This window comes from Halorubrum sp. GN12_10-3_MGM, assembly GCF_005435235.1.
Lineage (GTDB): Archaea > Halobacteriota > Halobacteria > Halobacteriales > Haloferacaceae > Halorubrum > Halorubrum ezzemoulense.
On the sequence record NZ_SGUB01000009.1, the window covers coordinates 111024 to 132123 of the forward strand.

Annotated in this window: 16 protein-coding genes, 2 pseudogenes and 1 CRISPR repeat array (1 of these 19 running past the window's edge); of the genes and pseudogenes, 5 read left to right on the forward strand and 13 right to left on the reverse strand. The window is 53.8% G+C overall.

The window, feature by feature from the left end; genetic code table 11:
• A CRISPR array of direct repeats spans window positions 1–73; the repeat unit is 30 nt; unit sequence GCTTCAACCCCACGAGGGTTCGTCTGAAAC (it extends 3496 nt beyond the left edge of the window).
• A gap of 100 nt (window positions 74–173) precedes the next feature.
• From cas2 to EXE47_RS08985, 10 genes are all read right to left on the reverse strand, one after another.
• A complete protein-coding gene (cas2, locus tag EXE47_RS08940) occupies window positions 174–434 on the reverse strand; it encodes a CRISPR-associated endonuclease Cas2 (RefSeq protein WP_137708169.1) in 261 nt (86 codons plus the stop codon).
• A 1-nt stretch (window position 435) separates the two neighbouring features.
• Complete coding sequence (cas1b, locus tag EXE47_RS08945; protein ID WP_137708170.1) at window positions 436–1431, reverse strand: type I-B CRISPR-associated endonuclease Cas1b; 996 nt, start codon at window positions 1429–1431, stop codon at window positions 436–438.
• A gap of 2 nt (window positions 1432–1433) precedes the next feature.
• On the reverse strand, window positions 1434–1859 hold the full coding sequence (locus EXE47_RS08950) for a CRISPR-associated protein Cas4 (protein ID WP_241997567.1): 426 nt from the start codon (window positions 1857–1859) through the stop codon (window positions 1434–1436).
• Between the two features lie 161 nt (window positions 1860–2020).
• Complete coding sequence (locus EXE47_RS08955) at window positions 2021–4819, reverse strand: CRISPR-associated endonuclease Cas3'' (RefSeq protein ID WP_137708171.1); 2799 nt, start codon at window positions 4817–4819, stop codon at window positions 2021–2023.
• A gap of 56 nt (window positions 4820–4875) precedes the next feature.
• The gene (gene cas5b / locus EXE47_RS08960) at window positions 4876–5775 is read right to left on the reverse strand and encodes a type I-B CRISPR-associated protein Cas5b (RefSeq protein WP_321167112.1); all 900 of its coding nucleotides are present in this window, start codon (window positions 5773–5775) and stop codon (window positions 4876–4878) included.
• Window positions 5708–6808, reverse strand: coding sequence for a type I-B CRISPR-associated protein Cas7/Csh2 (gene cas7b, locus EXE47_RS08965; RefSeq protein WP_137708172.1), 1101 nt, complete (start codon window positions 6806–6808; stop codon window positions 5708–5710). Before cas7b ends, cas5b begins: the two co-directional genes overlap by 68 nt.
• Window positions 6809–6837: 29 nt before the next feature.
• Complete coding sequence (locus EXE47_RS08970; protein WP_137708173.1) at window positions 6838–9087, reverse strand: TM1802 family CRISPR-associated protein; 2250 nt, start codon at window positions 9085–9087, stop codon at window positions 6838–6840.
• Window positions 9087–9902: a CRISPR-associated endoribonuclease Cas6 gene (gene cas6, locus EXE47_RS08975; RefSeq protein ID WP_199237873.1), complete on the reverse strand. Its 816-nt coding sequence runs from the start codon at window positions 9900–9902 to the stop codon at window positions 9087–9089. The genes EXE47_RS08970 and cas6 overlap by 1 nt, the downstream gene beginning before the upstream one ends.
• A gap of 329 nt (window positions 9903–10231) precedes the next feature.
• Window positions 10232–10585, reverse strand: coding sequence for a MarR family transcriptional regulator (locus EXE47_RS08980; RefSeq protein ID WP_137708175.1), 354 nt, complete (start codon window positions 10583–10585; stop codon window positions 10232–10234).
• A 299-nt stretch (window positions 10586–10884) separates the two neighbouring features.
• On the reverse strand, window positions 10885–11877 hold the full coding sequence (locus EXE47_RS08985; RefSeq protein WP_137708176.1) for a hypothetical protein: 993 nt from the start codon (window positions 11875–11877) through the stop codon (window positions 10885–10887).
• A gap of 174 nt (window positions 11878–12051) precedes the next feature.
• On the opposite strand from EXE47_RS08985, the gene EXE47_RS08990 reads away from it, so the two are divergent.
• The 4 genes and pseudogenes from EXE47_RS08990 to EXE47_RS09005 all read left to right on the forward strand — a co-directional run bounded on the left by EXE47_RS08990 (window position 12052) and on the right by EXE47_RS09005 (window position 15346).
• Window positions 12052–12411, forward strand: coding sequence for a hypothetical protein (locus tag EXE47_RS08990; RefSeq protein ID WP_137708177.1), 360 nt, complete (start codon window positions 12052–12054; stop codon window positions 12409–12411).
• An 869-nt stretch (window positions 12412–13280) separates the two neighbouring features.
• Entirely contained in the window at window positions 13281–14543 is a 1263-nt protein-coding gene (locus tag EXE47_RS08995; RefSeq protein WP_121597622.1) for a Cdc6/Cdc18 family protein, read from the forward strand.
• Window positions 14544–14750: 207 nt separating this feature from the next.
• A pseudogene (locus tag EXE47_RS19270) lies at window positions 14751–14867 on the forward strand (hypothetical protein); the annotation flags it as partial.
• 47 nt (window positions 14868–14914) lie between these two features.
• Entirely contained in the window at window positions 14915–15346 is a 432-nt protein-coding gene (locus tag EXE47_RS09005) for a TRAM domain-containing protein (RefSeq protein WP_137708178.1), read from the forward strand.
• Between the two features lie 66 nt (window positions 15347–15412).
• Here the strand turns inward: EXE47_RS09005 and EXE47_RS09010 are convergent, their stop codons facing one another.
• Complete coding sequence (locus EXE47_RS09010; protein WP_137708179.1) at window positions 15413–15760, reverse strand: DUF6788 family protein; 348 nt, start codon at window positions 15758–15760, stop codon at window positions 15413–15415.
• 226 nt (window positions 15761–15986) lie between these two features.
• Between EXE47_RS09010 and EXE47_RS09015 the strand changes: the two genes are divergently transcribed.
• A complete protein-coding gene (locus tag EXE47_RS09015; RefSeq protein WP_007992836.1) occupies window positions 15987–16487 on the forward strand; it encodes a hypothetical protein in 501 nt (166 codons plus the stop codon).
• A 185-nt stretch (window positions 16488–16672) separates the two neighbouring features.
• Here EXE47_RS09015 and EXE47_RS18930 read toward each other — a convergent pair.
• Both EXE47_RS18930 and EXE47_RS09030 read right to left on the reverse strand, forming a co-directional pair.
• A pseudogene (locus EXE47_RS18930) lies at window positions 16673–17018 on the reverse strand (DUF6788 family protein).
• A 2173-nt stretch (window positions 17019–19191) separates the two neighbouring features.
• Complete coding sequence (locus EXE47_RS09030) at window positions 19192–19578, reverse strand: hypothetical protein (protein WP_199237875.1); 387 nt, start codon at window positions 19576–19578, stop codon at window positions 19192–19194.
• Window positions 19579–21100 lie beyond the last annotated feature (1522 nt).

A 21100-nucleotide genomic window follows, 5' to 3' on the forward strand; every position in this document is an offset into this window, starting at 1 on the left:
TGAAACAGAGCCATAATGGAGCGTGTCTGTGGCCTCCCCTGTCGCTTCAACCCCACGAGGGTTCGTCTGAAACATGTGCCAAATTAGCCGACACAGTGGCCCTATAGCCGGTATATCACTTATCGCTTTCGTCGACCCCTAATTCTGAGCAGACACTGGGGGGTCGACGAAAATTAGGTGAAACGGCTGCCCGGTTCGTCACCAGCACCCAAAACAGTGTACTCAACTGCAGCTGAAACATCCGCTTGAAAGATATAGATTGAATCCTCGTCAATGAGTTCTGATTTGATATCCTGCTTGATGCCGACTAATTGGCCTTCGGTAATATCCCCATAGAAGACGGACTGTTGGAGGTGTTCTAGTCGACTTCGAAGGAGTTTGCGGTAAATGTCGGTTCGCTCTGCTGGAACATCGTATGTAATGAGTACGAACATCTCACCACCACCGTTCAGTTGGACGATATGGTTCGCCAGTTAGGATGTGTTTCTTCAAGCTGTACACGTCCGTCTGGACAAGCGTCTTATAGCTCACCTTTCGTTTCAAACGAGGGTGCTCAACTGTTCTATCAAGCGTTTCCTCGTACTCTTCGAGTACTGTCAGACGACCGTCCTCGGTAAGCAGACAACCATCGAGATCTGATTCGAACTCATCAGGGCTAATCTGTTGCCGGTTCACGAGACGGAACAAGACGCGATCTGCAAGAATTGGCTTGTATATATCAGCGATGTCAAGCGAAAGCGTGAATCGCCGATCTCCGGGTTCATGCATAAATCCGACTGTCGGATCAAGTGCTGTTTTGCGGATGGCTGAGACACAAGCCGTGTAAACCATCGAGTTGAGGAACGAGATGAGCGCGTTCGTCTCGTTCGTTGGTGGGTTGTACTCTCGGCGGTCAAGCGAAAACGGCTCTCGCAGAATCTCACTGAAACAGGAGTAGTACGTTTTCCGGGCGGTTGCCTCGGTTCCACGGAGCGTGTCAATGCTGTCAACCCCGCTCGCTTCCGTCTTGAGTGATTCAAGTCGGTTGATTTCTGTGTCGAACGAACAATCGCGGGCGTTGTAGTAGACAAGATTTGCCCGCATGTTATGAATACTTGCCTCAATCATCGATTTGGCAATCCCAAGCCGGCGATCAGCATCGTCGTATGCACGAACCTGTTCGACGACCGTGTTTCCTGAGATGTGGCTCCGTTTCGGGAGATACGACCCTTTGTAGTAGTCTTTCCAGCCGAAGACGTGAGTGGGAACACCGTGATCGTTGAGGAGTCCGAGTGCGCGTGTATTGAAATCGATTTGGCCGTGTAGATACAGGGTATCGATACTTTCGACCGGCAGGTGCTCCATCTCTCCGTCAAGGGTGTCGATTCTAAGTGTGCCTTCGCTACGCGAAAGCTCGCCGTCGGTGAATACGTGGTGGTTGTCTTTGGTCATGATCAGAGCCAACAAATGTCCTGATACAAACAGGAATCGCAGTACGGTTTCTTCTCCAGTTCTGGCGGTGTGTCGCTCTCAACAACCTCGATAATGCCGCATATTGTCTCCTCGACGGCGGCTGCGTTCTCGTCGGTCAGACTGACTTCCTCGCGTTTTCGTTCCGCTGGGTACGCGAGTACGCCCTCCCGTTGGATATCGAGGATGTGGTCGAGGTACCACAGGTAGTAGAGCAGCTGCATTCGCGCTGGTTTTTCGAGCGTCGACGAGGCCTTGACTTCCATCACTTCGCCGGAATCGAGCATATCCAGCGCGATGCGACCGTTTATTTGAAACGACCGACGCTTGTCGCGGTAACTGGTTTCGTCAATATGCGTTCCACGGCGGATGTTTGCTGCTCCGCGGTCGATGTCGATACCGCGTGACATAAACCAGAGTTCACGCTTACAAACATGATAGTACTGGACAAGAAGCCCGGTTACTCGAACGCGTGGTTCACGATGGGGAGCGCGTTCGCGTTCAATGAACTCCGAGATGAGATTGTCCTCGCCGCCAGAAACCTCATTTGAGTCTGTACTATTTGTCATACTTATGTTGTAAATCGTCGGGCAATCGGATCGTCCTCCTCGGCAATAAAGCCACCTTCAGAAAGTGCATACTCACCGTCGCCTCCGCCTCCAGTATGAACAAACACGTTCACCCCCTCTGAGTCACCACGTTCTTTCCTATCAACCCGATTCGCCATTGGGAGATTCTCCTCGATATCGCGTACTGGTATCGAAACACGCATATCAACGAGGTCATTCAACAGTTCGAATCCTCGTGGCTTGTTCCCGACATCAAAATTATCACCAATCTTCTCAATTAGCATTCGGTCGAGTTCGGTGACCGCAACTAGTATGTCGACTGTTCTGTACGTTTCGTCGATAAGTGAAGATCTCCCCAGCGTCGAACCGTCACACTCCTCAATCGCCGTAACGAGTTCTTTTCGGTCGGATATCTGCTCGTCAATGTCCTCGAAATAGCTCACGATGGCATCCCGGGTGAACGTCGTCTCGGGAACCTTTTCTGGCGGGGCATCTGCTGTTTCGACAGCGGTTTTGATTTTTTGAACGACGAGGTCAAGATGGCCGCCGATATCCGGTGTTTCATAAATATAGGTGGCAGGGGGATCAGATTCTGGGTCATCGGGGTCAGCGAGAAACCAGAGAGTCACTTCTCCGCCACGTTCTCCCCACTCGAAAGAGCGGTTACATCGTCCTGCTGCTTGGACGATGCTGTCGAGCGATGCAAGGTCACGATAAACACGGGCGAAACTTATGTCGACTCCAGCCTCGACTGCCTGCGTCGAAACGAACACGAACGGGACGCCAGCGGTTGCGAGCACATCCGCCACTTGGATCAATGCTCGCCGGTCGTACGGCCGATAGCGTGAGTTGAACGTCCCAACGAATAGCGGTCGTGCGGACGGATCACCGTTCCAAATCCACTCATCGTCGTCATCAGTTCGAAAGCCAAGTCGACGAAGCGTTTCATCCGCAATCGTACTGCTTGATAGACGATCCTCCGGCGTGGCTTCCGACTTGCTTTCCGGAGTAGGTGTCTGGGTTTGCAAAACATCCTCGTAGATTTCACCGAGATGTGTAACGGAAATCCCAGTGGCTTCACGTCCCTTCGCAACGACATATTCAGTGAGTTCTCGTGAACTCAGAATAGTATTGCAGATTGCCATCGCAGAACACGCTGATGAATCGCTCGTTTCGTTGAGCACATCATCGACGATCTGTTGGGCTGCATCAGCGTGCTCTATGGGTGGGGTTTCCGGATAGTTCCACACTGAGTCACCGACTGCGTAGGTGACCCGTTCTGTGGCTCTAAAGTGTTCATCCACATCAGTAACAAGTGGTACTGATTCGAGCTGTGAGGCCTCAGTAAATAGTGTTGGTTGGGTGGCAGTCATCGAAACAATGGTGGCATCAAACTCCTCGGTAAGCGTTTCAGTGAGTCGTCGTATCGCTGGCCACCACGGTTTCGAAAGCGTTTGTGGCTCATCGAGAACGATCACGCTGTTTGTGAGTGCAGGAAGTTTCAGTCCTTGGGTGTTAGTTGGCCCAGCGAGACTCTCAAACAGTTGGACGAAAGTTGTTAACACCACGCCAGACCGCCAACTTTCGCCGAGCATCGACGGTGGCGGAACTTTCTCATCAGTGTCAGCCGATCCCTCGGGGTTGAGTTCTGTATCGATTTCGGTGACGGTGTCGCTGAGATAGTGGTGAACAGTGAACTCGCGGCTTGACGGATCAGCACCCCATACTTTCGATTCGAATATCTCACGGGTTTGCTCAATGATGGAGGTGTATGGGAGCGCGTAGATTACCGTCGGTTTAGTATCGAGATTTCGCGTCTTGGCAATTCGATCTCGAACTGCGAACGCTGTTGAAATACCCGCAAATGTTTTTCCAAGCCCTGTCGGGAGTGTGAGTAACCCGATATCGGCGTCAGTATTGAGTAGCCGGTCAACGCCGCTATTCATCGATTCTTGTCGTGCGTTTTCACGACGGTCATTTAGTTGTGCTACGCGGGAGGACGAGTGTGGTTCGGATTGTAGATTGCTAATATGATTTTCGAGATCAGTGATCGAAAGCGCATGGGGGAGCAAACTGGTCGAGTCCTCCAGTTCAGGGGTCGAAGCATGTGTCTTATCAGAGATTGTGAGCGCACCCCAGTACCGGAGAAATTGATCATAGAGCTGGTTCGGAAGTGCCGCCGAATCAGGGTCGCGGATATCTAGTGCAACCGGTTCCGTCACGAGATTTTCAATACCTGAGAGCAATTTGTCTGAATTGATTGATTCACAAAACGTATCCCATGTAGCGGTACCGTCAGAGGCCTTTTGCAGTATGACATCCGCAGCGTCGGGACATTCGGTATCGATTGTCTCGACTTGGGGTATTGCCCATCGTTTCGGTGCAGTCTCCTTGCGCTCGGGTTCGATGACATCGGTTTCGACGTAGTGAGCAGTGTTTTTGAGGTTTCCGTGGTGGTGAGAGACAGCGAGAAATCCGGCTAACTGGGTACGTTCATCCGCACCCATCCTCTCAAGCGCGTGAGCGACAGCGAACGCGCCGATTCGGGAGTGATACGTGTACTTTTGCTCGCCGTTGTAACCGTCACGAACATGTTGCTGAAACATCGGCGTCACTTTCCCGAAATCATGAAGCCGTCCGATACAACGAGCTATTTCGTCGTCTGACGGATCACCGTTGCTTGAGAATGTACCGAGGTCGACCATACGGTCGCCAACGACCCGCAAGTGTTGGTCAAGGGAAACCGCTGGCTCACCGTCTTCTCCCGGATGGGAGATAATTTCTTCAAGAGGGTCGTCCATATGTCCCGCCGCGAGATTGCATCGCGGATCGGGCGGTTACCCGCGGGATTTCGGTATCATCCGAAGATTACTGACCGATCACTGATCTGGGACGGTACTACACTACCGGATCTAACTGATATCGCACTGTCATCCGTAGTGAATGTGTAATCGTCGAACCCGGTCGTCCGTCGTCCACGTTCGTCAGCTTCCATGAACGAGGGCATTCGTTCGACATGGGTTCGAACGCCTTCGTGTGGGACAACCGACTCCACACCGCCAGGAACTGCCGAATCGACCTTGACAACCTCGTCATCACAGACCTCAACAGTACGCTCACCATGAAACTCGATCCAAGCGAGGTATTCCGACAATCCCATCGACAATGGATAGTGCGTCGTGCCGGTCTTGAGTCGGTGTGCGAGCGCACGGTAGAACTCCTCGTCTTCAACCGCTACATCAATCCGATACGCAGGGTCGACAAGCAGTTCGTAGCTATGGAGTTGGCGATTTGATGTGCTGTCCGGATAGCTAGCTTTCACCGTTTTTTGTCCAGTGCCACCCGCATTTTCGAAGTGCTCATCCGGGTTCGTGCTGAGTCCCAACATCGGCTCAGTAATGGTTCGGATCGTACCAAGTGGCTCGATTGCTATCGCTGAGACCTCCGGAGCGAACATCTCGTAGTATGAGTCTCGACTTGATCCTACCATCGCCGCCAGCATTCCAGCAATGGTCGTCCGAGGCGGCAACCGGTAGGTCTGTTTCGTGACCGTCCGGTCGACTCGGCGAAAGTGTCCCCAGTCGGCACGAACCGTTAGTGAGAGACACCGATCCGGAACCCCCATATCGTTGATAGTTGGCGGCTCGACAGACTGCGCGTCAGCGGGAACGACCGGATCCGCGTCGACATCACGCCGAGCCATCGTTATCTGGGAGTGTCTCCCCGAACTCCTCGTAGACATCAACCGAATGAACATCGAGATCGGCTTGGGCTTCGAGATGATCCGGGAAGTCGGCCGCTGTTCCAAGAACGTTTTCCCCGTCAGTGATTTGCAGTTGCTCACTTCCGACAGTGTGAACCGTATGAATATGCGGTGCGTGGTCTCTCAACCGTGCTGTGAGATCGCTCACATCCAAATAAGCGTCATTTACGGTTCGCAGTTCTGCCTCTGGTTTTGAGCGATCCGAATCAAGACCAACGCCGTGATGGAGATCACCGATATGGTATCCTTCAGTGTTATACTCAACACGGACGTACAGCCGTGGTTCCTGTCCGAGCTTCGAGCGCGAGATCGTCTGGTTCTTCAGCGAACGCCAGCAGAGCGTATCGAGACGTTTGACATCAGTCGCTGAGAGGTGTGTGTTCGTTGCCCCATGCTCGTCGACTAATCCGTGAAACGGGAAGATGCCGTACTTGATTCGATTGTCATCAAGACCGTACCCTCCGGTAGTTTTCTCCTCCTGAGTAGCAATAACGCTGGTCAAGGTATCATACTCCTCGTTGGTTTCGACAGCATTGAGCGACCGTGCTGGCGAGAACTGTACTGGACCAGTATAGTTCGCACCCTCGAACTGAGTTTTCACTGCCGCGTGGAGTTCATCTTCAGGATCCTTGTTGAACGAGAGCGTCGCGCCGAAATACCTGACATCCGACGAATGATCTAAGAAGGCTCGATGAATATCCTCGATCTCGTCAAGGTCTTCCGGCTCATCAATCTCTTCAACATCTCTAAGACGGTCAAGTGCCAGTGCCGCACGCGAACTAGCATCCCCCATCGTCTTCACGAACACTCCGTGACCATCGTCGTTCAGCTGGTCACGAAGATATCGTTTTAGACGTACATCAGTAACTACGCATTGCTGTGTTACAGGGTCGATTCGTGGCCTGTTTTCTCCTTTCGGGTTTCCGTTCGGGTTACAGTCCTGTGCGTCGGTTACGAAGACGATCTCGGAGCGTCGTTCGAGGCCGGTGCTACGGTCGTCACCATCAGAGGTGTCGGATTGATTCATTGTTGATTTGGTTAGTTCTGTCTGATCAGTCATGCGTTTCCAGGTTCTTCCGGTTTGTCAGCGAGACTATCTTCGATCAGGTCACGGAGTCCAAACGCTTGGTCGCGGAACTGAAGCCCGTAGGTCACACCAAGCGCAAAATGAAACCGTACGTCAGGTAGCGATAGTGACCATTCTGTCGGTGGTGTGCCCGCTAGATCACTGAGCCGACCGCTCGTCTCTGGGAAACACGAACCGTTGTTGCTATAGTTGTGTTCTGATTCGTAGATGCTATCCTTACTGAGCAGTTCGGTCATGACTTTTTGTAGCTGACCGAGAGTGATGTCCTCCGCCTGATAGCGATCAGCAAACGTTCGGTTCATTCCTCGATCCTGCCGTTGGTGCGTGCTGAGTTGGCCGAGAAGCACACCAATCAGAAATGCCCCTCTACGTTGTTCGTGTTCCTCATCATCGCCACTGAGTTCAGTCCGCTCTGCGAGGAATTCCCGGAGCTGATACTCGCGGATCTCCGCGAGTGAAGGGATGCCCTCAGTTGTCAGTTCATCAGTATTGGGGAGTTCGGTTATCGGGTTCGATACACCATTCGTCGTAGATTGATTGTTCATGTCTGTCTTCCTCCGTCGGTTTTCGCGCCCATCGGAATGGGCAAGTAGGCCCGCTTTAGCGAGTGCGTCGAGTTGTGCGAACTGTGTGAGTACGTGTTTCCAAGAAAGTCTGTTTTCATCGTCCTGTTCTCGTTCTTGTGCGAGTCGGGTGACGTACTGATCAAGAAGCCACTCACGATTGATTTGTTCTCCTGTAAGCATCGCAAACGAGAACCACTCACTCGGTTCGTTTGCCGTCGCACTGTCATCTGAGCTGGATTTATCTTTTTTTCGTGTATAGACTGTATCTTGGGCGTATGAACCACCGAAGATGTTCGAGACTACGCCCTTTTGATCGGTAAGTGCCCGAATATGTCTCCAGTCGTCCGGCTGACTGAATCCAATCTCGCTGAAAGACGGGCTCGAAAGCACACCGACGTGTGCTTTGCTGATTTCACGTGGCGGGTAGATTGTCGCATCCGGTTCTTCGTTGAACACGAAAATATCGCCTTGGTCATCGCGGATGGCAATGATGTAGAACCGAAGTGCGTCGACGTGTGATTCGTCTCCAGTTTTGTCGGCATATTCTTCTACCTTCCTTTGCAACCACGCTATTTTGTGTTCCTCCTCAAGATCAGTGCCTTGTAACTCCGACAATGTCCGATAGAGCAGTTTCGCTCGCTCATCAGACATCGTCATGAAGTACGGGAGTGTGTAAATGCCCAGTCCATTACGTGTCTCTCGACAGGCATCGAGAAGGCCCTTACCCGCATCAAGCAGCAATGCGGCATCATCGCTCACTGGATGCTCTCGCCAAGACTGATCTCGTTTCAATTCGTCGAATTTCTCCGTGTGCTGGAGTGTGAAGAGAGCGAACGGATCCTCGGCAGCACCGACAACATGGTCATCCTCACCGGTTATCATACACGCTGCATCGCCTTCAGAAGTACCGTTGACGTTTTTTGTGATATATTTCCGTGCTTTTCGAGCACGCATCGCTTCATTGAACACTGGAACCTCGCCGGGATAGAACCAGTCCGGTTCGTTGCCAACAGGTGGGTCTTCGAGGTTAGCTGGATCAAGTTTCAGCTTAACAGTCGCAACTACCCGAGGCTCACCGTTGATTTTCGCATTCACCTCCTGTTCAATACGATCTTGGATTTTTTCGGTGGCACCAAGCTCAGCGAGAGCATGTATGAGCCAGCCATCGGGGTGTTCGTCTGCGATGTTGCCAACGGCTGGTTCGCCTCCATCGCCGTTCGTCCAGCGAGTGAGACACTCGGTACAGTACGTAACAACTGTTGATACACTCGACCCACTGGTTTTCGAGCCACAACGAGTGATGCTGTGATCAATCGCGGCACCCCAAGGATACCGGGATAGACCGAGCCGGGGAGCAACCTCACGCGATAACGGAATCACTTCGATCCCTTTGTGCGATGGGTCATCCCCAGTAAAATCGACCTTGACACTAACGAGGAACCGCTCTTCATCGTCGTCGCTTGCGATGAACGGTTCGAGTTCACTGGGGGTAAAGTACAGCGAATACTTTTCTTGACCGGCTGGCGTCGATCCGCCACTTGCCGCTTCTGCAAGCGCACCGTAGGTAGCTTGGACTTGTCGAAGTGAGTGGACGGTCTCTGTGGGAAGCAGCGTATCGAGCTTGTCGGTATCGAAATCTGAGGTACCTGACATCAGTCATCCCTCCTAGCGACCCTCTCTCTTGTGGCCTCTGAGGCAGGGATAACCGAGTCCTCGTTGAGGTTCACGAACCCGAGCCCAAGCGAGTTCCGCTCGCCGAGCCCGCAATCTAGCGCGAGGTTGAGATGCCGGCGATGGTGATCGTCCCGAACTGTGTAGGAGAATTCCCACTTGCTCAGGACGTAGGTCATCTCCTGGCCCTCGGTGACGGTCACCGGAACAGCGAACGTCTTGATCAGCTCGTAGCCGTCGAATAGATCTCCCTCGACATCGCTCGGCCCCGGCAGGTGGTCGTGGGCGAAGCGGTCGTGTTTCTGATCGAGGTTGTCCTCCAGCTGCTTCCGGAGCGGTGCCATCGAGTGCTCCGGTCGCCAGAAGACGGCCGTATCGCCGCCAGGGTGGTCGATGCCGTACTCCTCGCATCGCCACGGTGGAATCCGAACCAGGAGGCCGGTCCCGGTTTCAATTGTCCCGCGCGTGCCGGGTTCGCCGACATCGGGTTCGAGCGAAGTCACGTCCTCGACGTGGAACGGCATCTCGCCGATGTTCAGCTCCGGCTCGTCGAGTAGGTCGGCCGCGACGTTGGCCAGTAACTCCTCGTCGGGCGAGGCAACCAGCAGCTTGCGGTCGTCGCCCTCTTGCATATTATGTGGCGGGAACGGGTTCGAATACGAAAATCCCGGCGGCTCACCATCGTTGTGGCGGTCGTCGTAGGCGGTACCGTCGAGGGCGTCCCAGAGCCGGCCACGAAGCTTGTGGTGGTAATCGTTCTGGTAGGCTGCGTCTGCCCGTGCGGATAAATGGGCCATTACACGCACTTGGATGACTCACCTCTGTAGCGGGGGATCATACAACTTGTCATACAAATAGGAGATACAAAAAAGAACCCCATACTGAGCGAAAGTAGAACTACTTGTGCCCTATTGAACGCAAGAGTGCGTCGGGGGTGGCGTTGCTGATTTATAAACGGCTCGTACGGGGTCTGATAAGTTCGCCGGTGTCAAGGTCGTATTGATCGCGTTGCTGATCTACAAACAGTTCATCCGAGATGGGCACCCAATTGCGGATATTGAGTCCTACCTCAATACAAGTATGAGATTTGGCGACTAAAGGCCGCCAGAAGCCCTCGAGAAAAGAGTCACTCTTCCCCGTACGTGATGTTCATCAGCCATTGGGAGAAGGCGTCTGCCTGCGGATCGACCTCTTCTTCACCAATGAATGGCGAGAGCATGTCACCCGCCATCAGCAGTGAAAAGTCACGATCAGATGCTGTTGGTTCGAGATAGTAGGTCCGCTGACCTTCGTACACCGTTTCCTCACGCTGGATCAGCTCGGCACTCTCAAGCGCTTCGACTAGTCGGCTTCCTTTTCGCGAAGAGACATCTAGCTCTTTCCAAAAGTCGCTCTGGTGAATCCCACCTGTCTCACGGACCAGTTCAAGACCCGCACGTTCGTCCTCCGAGAGATCGACTTCACCCTGTGACGCACTCATATTCCAACAGCTAACGTGTATTCATTATAATCGTTCTTTCTGTCGCTAACACTCGTTATGAGATTGGCCGTGATTATTGTACCAATTCTCCCACTCGGTAGCACGACAAACCCGCATGGGCGTTTTCGAGTTAACCCACGCAGCGGGGTCGATGCCTTATGTATCAAACTGGTGGGAAAACGTGATGGAATGCTACATAAGGTCATAGCCCAACGACGATCAACGGTTCTGGAGCCCTTGCGTCGTAATTGCCCTCGGCCGTGGCCTGTTCGTTCTTTTCGTCACGTCATCAAACCGACTCACCGGTCGGCATTCGAGCGCGTGTGATACGACTGTCCAGACTTGAATTCGGTCAGTTCCTCGATCCGCGATTCCAGCTCTTCGACTTCGTCGCGAAGCTGGTCGGCATCGTCAGCATCGCTCGCCGCAAGTTGGTCTTTCAGCCCTTGGAGTCGCGTCTCCTTGCGATCTTCGTCCACCTCGGCTTTCCGAACGTACTCGGTTTCGTCAATCTCGTAGACGTCGCTTTCAGCGACATCAGTCACTTCGAGGGCATCGTCAACCTTCCCGCGATCAACGCTCACCACCCGATCACGGTCGATCCCGGCTGATTCGAGCGTGTCCAGCACCTCCTCGTCATCTTTGAGCGAGCGGTTCGTCCGAGCGGTCCGCTGGACCGAGCCGTACGATCCCGAGACCGGTCGGTCGTGATGGAGTCGGTCTAAGAGCGTGTCCGCGATCTCCTTTCGGAGGTCGTTGGCGTTCCGTTGAACGTCCGAGAGCAAGGTATACAGATCGATGAGCGTCCCTGTCTCGACCCCTTCGAGCGCTGTAACCTCGTGGCGTTCCAGCGCGTCGACGAGCAACAGCGCATCCGCGTAGACATCGAGATCGGGTTCTGTCCGTTCGTCGGGAGCAGGCTCAGAGGACGGGTCCTCGTCCAATAACAATGAGGTGGTTGGCGCTTCGGTCTCGATGATCACACCTTGGTCGTCATTCACCTCGAATCGTGGATGGAGACTCAATACCGTCGGGTATGGATCCGCATCGGGTGGGAGTCGATCAAGGTCGAACCCATCGGTAGAGTCGGTGACACGCCGATATAGTGTCTCGAACTGGTCTTGCTGGAGAGGTTTCGACTCACCGCGGTCTGTGAACCTGATGATGACACGGTGTTCCTGGACGCCAGTTATCTGAAACCGGTCGTTCGAGAGTGGTGTTCGGAACGTGGCCCCTTCCGGAAGGTCATCTAACCGCTCAAGAAGATTGTGCCAGGTGACCCGAAACGACATATTTGTTCTGAGAGAGCGAGATGCTAAATGTCTGAGGTTGCTCACAGAGATTATCGATCAATTCGTCATCGGAGGGTGAAAGTCACTTCTCGGTTTCGGCGACGGAGATAAGACACAACAGGAAGATACGATTGAGTCCACGGATTCAAGATATTTCTCCACGAATCGTCGCATATGACCGATGGTTCAAAAACCTCACCTTCGTTTCTCTCGTCGCTTCCGAGCCAACCCATTACCGATGACATCGTGAAACAGATTGGCGAAAACGACAACCCAAAAATTCGCGGAGCTATGGGTTTTCCGGGGTCATCCCCTGGCACGATCGAAGCGTTCCTGCTGGATATGGAAGCGAAGACACATGTGATTGTCTTTGATCCAGACGCGGAACAATGGCACGTTTACAAATCATTCGAAACCGAGGGGATGAGCCATCAACAGATGGTCGATTATGCGAGCGAACTCGCCAACGAGTGGCTCGCCCAAAGCCTCTCGGACCGCATCGCAGCCGCAAAAAACACTGAGCAGGACACATGATTCCCGTGCCGCATTAACATTCTCTGTGGAGCTACAAACTAGACACGAATAATCGCACACCTACTACGGTTTGTCTGCTTCACACTACGCTCGAAGTGTGACCCCACCCACCCCGGATTGTAAGTGTTCTCACAACTGTTAGGGTCCCTGGGGGGATATACTGCCCAGAGATGTACTGTATAAAAGCCGGGTAAATAGCTCCATTCGCACACCCCTAATTGTAAGTGTAAACACACGCTTAAGAGCCGAATTATGTGAAATTTCTAGTTTAACTATACTCTATTATATTGCTTCTACCCATAACTATATAAAATATCATATAGGTAGGAGTAGATCCGACAACAAGACAGTGGATTAACGGAGAATCAAGGAGAAAGCCCCGTGCTTTAGCGCGGGGGTGAATCCGACAACGGAGACGCCAACCACGATTATTAATTAGGCCGACAGCGTATCGTAATGTAAGCACATCAGGCGAAAATTGGAGTTAGATTGGAGCCTCGGTCAACAAAAAGCAACCCTGCGTCGGATGTCTACTCGACCAACGTGGTTGAGTCGGGTTAATGTCACGGCCCGTGAGGTATAAGTGGATGCCCAAGCACACAACGTCACTTCGGTAGCCCGACGCACTCCTCACAAACCACAGCCAGACCCTCGTGCTCTGGTCAGGGCGCCTTCAGGGACGCACAAACGGCGTGCTGTCCCACGAAGAGCGGGGAGGATGTCAAATTCGTGTAGAACCGGTCCTACCGTTTTGACTCATGGAACACTTACAATCCGGGGTGGGGGTGTTGAAGACAGATAGGAACAGATACAACACTTACAACACTTACAAGGTGGGGTTTCAAGTACATTGCCTAATACGATGTGATATGGACTCGCCATTCAAGGGTGCAAACGATATCTTTCAGACGAAGGAGCCCTTTGAAGAGGCATATCATCCTGAAGAGATTCTTGAACGGGACGAGGAGATCGAGACGTTTGCTGCGGCTTTACAAGACGTACTTGATGGCTTTGGGCCGCCTAACGTGTTTATTTATGGCCAGACAGGCGTCGGGAAAACTGCAACGACTCATAAGGTAACTGAATATCTTGAGGCTGACGCCATAGAGGCCGGAGTGAACCTTACTGTCTTTAGCATCAACTGTAACAAGCGAGATACGACCTACAAAGTCATCACCCACCTCGCCAACGAACTCTACTCAGAAAAGACGTTCAAGCAAGGTCATCACCCAGATACACTCTGGGATCGTATCTATACTGCGCTCGACGAACTTGGGGGGAGTATTCTTGTTGTCCTCGACGAGATCGACAAGCTCGGCGAAGATGAGGAGCTCCTCTATGAATTCCCTCGAGCGAATGCGATGGGCGAACTTGAGCACGCAAAGGTAGGCATTATCGGCATTAGTAATAATTTCAAATTCCGTGAGAGCCTTTCGCCCCGAGTCAAATCCACACTAACCGAACGAGAGATTCAGTTCTCGCCGTATGACGCAAATGAACTCCGAACGATCTTGAACTACTACGCAGATTTAGTTTTCTACGAGAATGTGCTTAGTGACGATGTTGTTCCCTTGTGCGCAGCTTTCACCGCCCAAGACACGGGTGATGCACGAATGGGACTTGATCTTTTGGAAACTGCTGGCGACATAGCTCGTCACGAGGACGCTGACCATGTTGTTGAAGAACACGTTCGGATCGCCCGCTCGCAAGTAGACCGGGCGAATACTGAGCGAATCGTTACCAATCGCCTGACTGTCCAAATGCAAACTGTGTTGGTTGCAACGACGTTTCTTGATGTCGACCAGAGTACGGACGCCAAAGTCAAAACCATCTATTCGTTCTATAAGGATCTCTGCGATCGCCTCGATATCGATGTGCTTTCTGAATCTCGTGTGCGGGATCATCTAGACACGCTTGATATGTTTGGGCTTCTCGAAACGGAAGAAGTGAATCTCGGTCGTCGTGGCGGCCGGTCGTATATTTATTCGATTGTGGATGAGCCACGAGTTGTCATCGAGACGCTCTACAATATGGACCGCTTCGAAAATCTCTTCGGTGACAGCGCCGAGGAGTTCCTAGACACGTATGAGGCTGACACACGTAGCGATATTCAGACAAAGCTCGGTCTGTAAGCACCAGATACACTTACAATCTGGAGGGCGGACCACCAGTCAAACACTTACAATTGGGGGTGTGTAGCGACCGTGAACTCTTACAATATGGGGGTCGGCGTTCGGTAGAACACTTACAATTGGGGGTGTGTAGCGACCGTGAACTCTTACAATATGGGGGTCGGCGCTCGGTAGAACACTTACAATTGGGGGTGTGTACGAGATTCTGTTCTATCCCGTGATCTCTACGAGCGATACATGAAGATCTGCGGCCGTCTCGACGCTGATAGCGTGAGTGAACGTCGTGTCCGTGACCACCTCTCGGATATGAATATCCTCGGAGTAAAACACGAGATTTAGGTACGTTGGCTGGCTTAAAATCGTGATACTTGATGATCGAAATTTCTGATTCGCTTCGTTCTCTGTTCAGCGCTCAAATCGAAGAACGTGACGGGTCATATGTCATAGATATCCCGACGAGTGAAATCGAACACGACACACTCGCTGCCGACGAAACGTACCGCATCGCGCTCCTGGCGTCAGGATCTTCGACAGGCCAGAAAGCCCAGCAAGAACAACCCCAATCGGCTGCGCAAGAACCAACTCCGACGTCGGACGGTCCGCCTGTCGATGAGGGTGAGGTCCGCGACGTGACGGTCGAGACGACCGGTGATCAAGGCGACGGCATCGCGAAGGTTGAACGCGGCTACGTCGTGATCGTCCCCGGCGGACAACCCGGTGATGAGCTGACAGTCGAGATCGAGCAAGTTCAAGAGAACGTCGCGTTTGCCAGCATTGCCGGACACGACTCACGGGCGCTGTAACGTCGTTGTTGTACTGGTGACCGTCTGTTGGCCGGGGTCACCTACACCTCAACCGTCTCGATCCCCCTACTCACTTTCTGGCTTCCCGATGTACTCCGATTTCATCGTCCCGTTTTCACGATAGTAGCGATAGAGATACGGGCCGTGCATATCCGCGGGGTCTCCGCTGGCGCACTTACAGCTATCGTCGCCACAGGTAACTTTCTCTTTGACGACGGTCCCGCTTCCTTCGCTATCGGACTCGTCGACGGGCTCGGCAGTCTCGGGAAGCTCCTCGGTGTCAACCGATTGGTCGCGATACTCGATGAGCGCCTCGACGGAGTTCCGTATCTCGTGGAGTGTCTCCGTATCCTGTTTTGGGAGCCCCTCTGCGAGATACTTCGGGAGCGAGGTGGGTGGTGACGGCTCCTCCATACCTTATGTAACAACTAGTCCCACTTTAGCGCTCGGGTGACACATAAGGAGTTGAACTCGCTTTACCAACTGTGAGCTCTTCAGCAATTACTCGAGATCGTAGGTCGCAATCTCGTGAGAGCTACCCTGTGGGCATTCATCAGTATCGACCGGGTCTGATGAGGAACCGTATACGCATGTCTCCCCCACAAGTAATGTAGATCGAATGAGTTGGGGCGTGTAACGAATGGGAGACTCGACGGATCCAGCCCCTCGTATCACGGATCTTTCGTCGATCGAGCCGGAGAACTTCAAATTCCGGAATACACAATTTCTGAGAGCAGACGGCCATCACTACGACAATCCACATGACGAGTCGTTCCTTGAACAGCGAAAGGAGATCTGGCGAGTGAGAAACGGCGATCTCGAACGGGTTCTCGAGGAGTTCCCAACTGACCGGCCGCTTCCCGAACAGTGCGCGCTCTGGATACACGCGCTCGTAGGGAAACACTTCTTCCCGGATGGGAACCACCGTACTGCGATCGTTACATTGCGAAAGCTGCTCCGTGACAACGGGATCGAACCGGGAGAATGGTCGACGGAGCGGGTCAAACGGGTGCGAGCTGAGTCACACGACGTTCGAAGAGAGATACCTCCGATCCATCTCGACAGATTGTATGAAACGGACGAGCTGTATCGCGTCTGGCTTCAGTTCTTCGGCGAGGTCCTTCCTGAAGAGTATCGCTGATTACTCTTTGTCGTCGTCGGTATCGTCGTCTGCGAGCGCCTCGTACAGTTCCTCGTTCTCCTCGACGTCTTTGGCCATTTCTCGCTCACTATCCCAGTTCATCGTATACCGTTGTCTAAGTGTGCGTACAGTGAAAAGCGTATCTCTCCCGGGATGCTCGTTAGTCGACGTTGACCGACTCACCACTACCCACTTCCCGGCTTCCCGATGTACTCTGATTTCATCGTCCCATTCTCACGATAGTAGCGGTAGAGATACGGGCCGTGCATATCCTGACGATCTCCGCTGGCGCACTTACAGCTGTCGTCGCCACAGGTGATCTTCTCTTTGACGATGGTCCAGTTCCTGAACTGTCGGGCTTGTTGACGGATTCAGCTGTCTCGGGAAGTTCATCGGTGCCGAGTGGCTGGTCGCGATACTCGATGAGTACCCCAACGTAGCTCTGTATCTCGTGGAGCGTCTCCGTATCCTGCTTTGGGAGCCTTTTGCGAGATACTTGGGTAGCGAGGTCGGTGGTGGCGGCTCCTCCACACCTTATGCAATAATTGATGCCATGTTAGCGTTCGGATGCTACATAAGGCATTAAACTTCTCCACCAACTGTGAGCGCTCCAGCAATTACTCGAGGTCGTAGGCCGCAATCTCGTCAGCGCCACACTGTGGACATTCATCGACGTCCTTCCCCACGCTGTATCCACAGTGACGGCACTCGTGGTGGGTTGTCGATGGTAGATCGAGTCTCACAATCTGCTGGATGAACTGTTTACTGAGCATGGGTGGGGTCAACGACCTCGCCACAGCTTGGACATTCGGCCCACACGCCCGGTCTACCGCTATCTGTTTCATACTCGATTATCGCGTGTCGGCCAGTAACTGTATCGCCACAGAATGAGCAGGTGCCACGGACTGTCTCTGGATTATCGGGGGCCATTCTCACGAAATCGGCAGCTCTTTTCAGGGGGAGAGGGAGCGTGTGATACTCTTTAACAGCTGGTTCGGTCGGTGAGACCGACTCAGCTGTGCTCCCTCACCCCAAGATTACAGACTCTGTGACTTATACTTCGGGCAAGCGGGGCGAAAGTACTATTCTAAAAAATTAGCGTGACCGTGGGTCTCGAGTGGCCATCACGCAGTTGGTCATCAGTGAGTAATACCGATATCGGTGATGGGCTGACGTCTAACTGGCCGCCAGCGTTGGCCAGTTCCTGTTTTTTGAGTCGCTACCAGCCGTGGGCGTCTCGGCTAACGAACCCGATCTGATATTGGTCCTCATTGCTTGGAGCGTGTTTGATGCTTACTGTCTCCAAGCTGGGATCCGAATTGACACCACGACGGACCTGATCGCTACCGGAGTTACCGGGCCTCTCGTCGACGACTAGCTATGTCATTTCTGAGTCATCATCCTCTGACGTCTCTGACGTCGAGTTAGTGTCGGATTCAGTCGTTTCGTGAGACTCATCGGGCGATTCCGACTTTTTATCGTGGAATCGTGCGCTCTGTGGCGTGCCCTCATTATCGCCGTAGAACCACTCGGCCTGTGCGCTGTTGAGCCGTGGCCCCTCGTAGTACACTTTATGATGCGCATTCCACGCATTTCGGTGTTCGATCGGGAGTTGGCGATGCCACTGCCTGTATGGGGTCGCGTCCGTCTTGTGGACGTGAATATGACAGCGCTGACACAGCGGGATTAGGTTGGCGACACGGTCGTCGGTATCGTCGCCGTTGATGTGATGGAGTGAGTTTACCAACGGCCGATTGTCACTGTTAACCCAGTCTTCAGGGGCCCGCCCACAGATGAGACACTCAGTACCCCACGCATCCCGGACAGCCTGCCGAAGTGAGTCGTCAGACATTGCCCTTGACTCTCGGTGAGCGCTTGCCCACGACGGGTCCACTAGGAGTTGGCAGCGTGTTCAGGTCGCCAGCTAGTAGTGGCTGTCCGAGAGTTTGTGTCGGTACGACTATTCGCTCGTGCCGCGTGTACGACCACCACTCCGGCCGTGAAACAGTTGCGTCGGTGGCGGCCGCATACGCATACGTTGTATATTTTGATTGTTGCATAGTTCTGAGCGGGATCGGATGCGGGTCATCCCTTTTCCGAATCCCTCTCACTCCTCTCGAGGGATACAAACGAATCCGCGAGCGAACCAACTCCTAATTAGCATCCAGTACCTCACAAAGTAATTTGAGAGATATTACCGTAATTTAGTCAAACTATACGGTAACTACTGATGTCTTGGGATTTAGATGTCTATTCGGCAAGTTGATCAGCAAGGATTCGCGCGAGTTCAGCTTCATCTCGGTCAAGAGCGATCGTCGACGCGGTTGTAGTGATTCACAGAAGGTCTCAATAATCTACTCGCGTCGGAAAACCGTTCAACCTGAGTTACGGTAAAGTTTCCCGTAATTTCGGTAGAAGGCTGATGTGGCTGAAAATAACATGTAGAGGTAGTCTGTCCATCATCAAGTCACGCATCCGAGAGATCTACCCTGTCAAAGGAAACGGGACGAACTGTATTCTGAACGACTTTGCGACGCGACCAACTACTCGCCGAGTACGATATCGTCCACTTTGAGCGAGCCGGTCGGGCAAAGGGTGCCTTCGTTCCCGGCGACGCCATTGAGGTCAGTTCCGAGATATCGACACCGCACCCCGACGACGATGCTGCCCCAGCGTGAGTTCGACTATGCCGGCGGCAGATCGATCAGTCGTCGTCTGTTTTCCTAACCGCATCCCGTTCGTCGAACACCTGATCCCGGACAACTGCCTCCTCGTCCGATCGATCTGGATAGCTCCCGGCGCTCTGAAAGTACGGCAGTGGGCTGTCGGCTAACTCCACACCAGCGACGCCGGCGGGCAACGACCGTTCGCTGACTGTTTCGAATCGGTCCTCGACTGCGTCCGTTGCGGTCGACCCCACATTGAGGCTGTCGATGAGGTGATCGAGCTTCGCGTCCATCTGTTCGTAGCGGTATCGCATCTCGCGTGCGTGGACCCCCTCCCGGAGGAGCAGTCCGATCACTCTGCTCTTCGGGATGTCATGGTGTTTTGCCATCGCTTCGAGAATGCTGTTCAGATCCCCGTCTACCATCGCGCTAATTTGGTCTCCCATACCGACTCGATTTGCTCCCACGTAGTAAGTCGCCTTCCGGGCGAGTCTTTGTGGGACATCAACTGCGCTTCGCTCCCACCTACTCTTTGGGGATTCCCTCCTCTTCTGCCGACCCCGGCTACTCCCCGCCCCCGAGTCGCCATCTGGCCCCGCCTTGTTCATCCACATCGGCTCCGTCCTGAACGACCCGCCTACGGCAATCCGGGGGGATCAATCTTCACCTTCCACTTCTTCTTCCTCCTTCCACCTCCCCTCGTCCCCTCTCGCCTCCCAGCCGATCGCTGTCCCATGCTGAACGGTCGTCGATAGCTGTCCCCCGCTGCGGTGGTTTCGGATCGCGGTCTTCGTCGTCGTTGCTGCCCCGCCCCCATCGTCGCTTCGCTCTCGCTGTTCGGTCTCTACCGGCGTCGTCGTTGCCCCCTGCCGTCCCCGTCGCTTCGCTCTCGCTTACTCCTCGTCGACGTCGTCGCCCCTATCCCCCACCGTCGCTTCGCTCTCGCCTACCCTCGTCGACGTCGCCGTTGTCTCCGCCGTCCCCGTCGCTTTGCCGCCCCCCGCAGTGTCGCTGCCTCGCTGTCGTCGTCGTCGTCCCTCTCCCCCCACCGTCGCTTCGCGCTCGGTGCGGTCACGATCGCGTCTCTCGCACACCCACCTCTCACCGTCGCATCGCAACCGCGACTCTCGACGTCGTCGACCGCGCCTCCCACCCTACACTCTCGCATCGTGATCTGGCCCCCACCTTCTGTCGTTGCCCCGCCGCCGCTGTTCGTCGTCGGGTGTCGTGTCGGTTCGGTGGTCCTCCTCGTTGTCGCTCGCCTCTTGGTCCATCCTTGATGCTGGTCGCTGTTCGAGGTCGCCCTGTCGCTTCTTGGTCGTCGGTCTGGTCCCTGCTGGTCGCCGCCGGTCGTTGTTGATCCGTGTCCCTTCCGGGTCAGTCCTCGTCGTCGCTCGTCGGATTGGTGCCGTCAGAGTAGTCTCGTTGTTGCCCGCGAGTCGGTGTCGGGGTGTTGTCGATCAGTTGGTGGTCCGTCGTCGAGCGTTGGGTCCGCGTTCTCGGTGTATCGATCGTCGGTCAGCCTCGTCGGGTTCGGTCGTCGTTTCGAGTGGTCGGTTGTCTCCCGTCGCCGTCGACGTTGGTGGTGTTCCGTCGCCTCTGGTTGTTGGTCGTTACTTGCCTGTCGTCGGTCCCTGTTCATCGCCTCTCATCCCCTGTCCCCTGCGCCGCTCACTCAGGGTTCCATCCACTATCATATCTCTGATAGTCTTCGCCTTGTCCGCCTCCCGTCTCCCCCTCTTTCCCCCGTCCGTTTCTTGGCTCCGCCCCGATTCCTTCGCTACGCGACTATCCACTGAACTTCATCTGCCCTGAACCCTAATTGTGTGAATTCGGCTGAACGTACACGGGGACGAGAGATTTCTTTATAGACTCTCTAAAGCATTCTCAGTGTATAGCTGAACGTACACGCCTGATTTGGTTGGTAGCGATTTCATGAAGCACCCC